Below are 2784 nucleotides of genomic sequence, written 5' to 3' on the forward strand. Positions count from 1 at the left end.
ATTTTGTTGGTAGCAGACGAGGTCGTCTGTGGATTTGGCCGCACTGGCAACATGTTCGGCTCGACTACGTTCGGCATCGAGCCAGACATTATGGTGCTGTCTAAACAGTTGACCTCGTCATATCAACCGCTTGCAGCAGTGTTGATCAACGAACGGATTTATCAGGAGATCGCGGGGCAAAGTTCGACCATCGGGACCTTTGGACACGGCTTCACCGCGAGCGGGCACCCAGTGGCTGCGGCAGTGGCGCTGGAGAACATCAAGTTGATTGAAGAGCGACACCTGGTAGAACACGCGGCCGAAATGGGGGCGCGACTGCGAGCTGGCCTTTCGCAATATGCTGACCACCCGTTAATCGGGGAAATCCGAGGTGTCGGCTTCATTGCCGCCGTTGAGCTGGTCGCAGATAAATCGGAGAAAACCCGGTTCGAGCCGCTTCGCCGGGTCGGTAGTTATTTCAATGCTCGCTGCCAAGAGCACGGCATGATTGTCCGCAACATTGGTGACAGCATTGCGTTCTGCCCACCCCTGGTCACTACAGCGGAAGAAGTCGACCTGATCATCAACTGTTTCAGCAAGGCGTTGGAGGATACACAGCGGTGGCTGGCGCAGGGGCATTGAGTACGGGTACGGCTCGACTTTGATAGGTTTGGCGTCGTATCGCGGACGATTCTGTGAGAGTAGGCAGCGGGCCTGCTAAATGGCTTACAGGCAAGCCCGTTGTAGTATTCACGGAAAATGCCACGACATATATATGTTAGAGCCCTGATTATTCGGGGCTTTTTCGTTGGTGCCTGCCCCGGCCTCGCCTGCACCGGTGGTGTTAATGAAGACCACAGCGGTGACATCTTGGGTAGCAATAGGCGCGAATTACAAATATGCAGCCGATGTTAATTCTGCCGATGGGTCAGGAATCGCTGGATAAGCTTTTGTATTTGTTGAATATTTCCTCACCTAGTCGCTATGGTCGGGCTCAATGCTCGCGTCGATCACGGGTTGGCAATGCCGAGCTTCTGCGCCACTTTCAGGCACTGTCTTGCACTGAGCTTTTGAAGCCGTGACCCCAAGCGACGATTAGTTCAGCATGTTGTCAATTCTGGCGTTAGGAATACTCTTTATGGTCAGTTCCAGTTCATCTCAGTCGATGCAAGACTTCAGTCAAAACTTGCGCCTTCTCTGCGGATATTATAAGTCGGTGGCGAAGGTGTGCCGCTCCCTTGATATCAACCGCCAGCAGTTCAACAAATACTTGGGGGCGCAAGCGACTCCCTCGTCCTTTACCCTGCGCAAGATCTGCACTTTTTTTGGGGTGGATGAGGAGGAAATATTCTCCGAGCATGAATCCTTCCGCGCTCTGCTCAACAGGCAACGCACGGCGCGAGAGCCGGACAGTGCGGTACCAGCCGATTTTTTCCCGAGCTCCGCGCAGGAGTTGTCGAAGTACCAGGGTTACTACTTTGTCTATTTGATGTCGCCTGCCGCGCCGGGGGAGGTGATCAAGTCGATTACCCGCTTGACCCGCTCCGGCGAAAAGATCCTGAGTAAAACCTACGAGCGGATGAGGCTGGGCGATGACCAACTGAACAGTTTCGGCATCAATAAATATCGTGGGTTCTGCTTTGCCTCATCGGATCTGATTTACATCGTCGAGCGCGAGTACCTCTCGTCCCGGGGCTATATCTGGTCAGCGCTTTATCCCTCCTACCGCAGTCGTTTCCGTTTTCTCAACGGCTTGGTACTCGGCGTTTCGGGTGACAATTTCCGCCGTCCTTTTGGTGCCCATATCGTATTTGAGCACCTAGGCGAGTCGATCGACCTGCGTAACGCTCTCACCAGTTGCAGCTGTTTTCCGATTGATGCCCCTGAGATTCCCGACGAGGTGAGGTCGCGGCTGCTGGTACATCCATCAGAAGGTGAGTTCAACCTCGTCCCTCCGCTGTTTTAGTCTTTTCTAAAAATTGACGCTAGGTGACGCTTCTGGGCGTCACCTGGCGTTTTTTTCTTCGTGCTCGCGAAATTGAGCTGGCTGTGCGACAGATCGATAATGCCATACACCACTCAAATGTCAGTTTCGTTAACGGCCAATCACATCATTCATTCCAGTTGAATGAGTGCCTGTTTCTACAAGTGATCCGCTGCGCCCACCATAAAAATAAAAGGAACACCTATGAAATTCAAAAGAACATTGATGGCGGGGTTGATGGCGCTGTCCATTACTGCGCCATTGACCAGTGGTTTGGTGTATGCGGCAAACAATACGTTGGTTGTTGCTGATCGAGCCTCTTTCAAGGATTGGGATCCGGCCTCGGCTTTTTCGGAGGAAGTGCGGGTGCTGGGCAATATCTACGAGACACTAGTGGTATATAACGCGCCAGGCAGTGCTGAGGAGTTTTCCCCCGGGCTCGCCACGTCCTGGGAAAGCAGCGACAACGGCAAGACCTGGACCTTCAAGCTGCGGCACGGCGTTAAATTTCATGATGGTTCGGCCTTTAATGCCGCAGCCGTCAAAAAGTCCATTGATTACGTCAAGCAGCTGAAACAGGGCGCTGCATTTGTATGGAACGGTCTGGATACCGTCGAGGCCCTCGCTGACGATACGGTAGTGCTCAAGTTTAAGAGTCCCACTCCAGCCAATCTGATCGCGGCAGGTCAGTATGCCGCTTACATCATTGCCCCGGCGGCGGTGGAGAAAGGGCATGACTGGATGATGGCTCCCAACGCCATCGGTACCGGTCCCTATAAGCTTGGGCAGGTCGAACCGGGCCAGCAAGTGGTGCTTGAGCG

Annotated in this window: 3 protein-coding genes; all 3 read left to right on the forward strand. The window is 53.6% G+C overall.

Translation table 11 applies throughout. The features are described from left to right. Positions 1 to 621, forward strand: a 621-nt coding sequence (locus tag ACXRVY_RS22930; protein ID WP_458238320.1) for an aminotransferase class III-fold pyridoxal phosphate-dependent enzyme, incomplete at its 5' end; no start/stop codon positions are given. Positions 622 to 1117: 496 nt separating this feature from the next. Beyond that, entirely contained in the window at positions 1118 to 1945 is an 828-nt protein-coding gene (locus tag ACXRVY_RS22935; protein WP_056723403.1) for a helix-turn-helix domain-containing protein, read from the forward strand. A 222-nt stretch (positions 1946 to 2167) separates the two neighbouring features. Further along, the coding region (locus tag ACXRVY_RS22940; protein WP_458238321.1) for an ABC transporter substrate-binding protein at positions 2168 to 2784 on the forward strand (617 nt) is incomplete at its 3' end.

Source organism: Pseudomonas sp. P5_A2_2 (genome assembly GCF_054177685.1).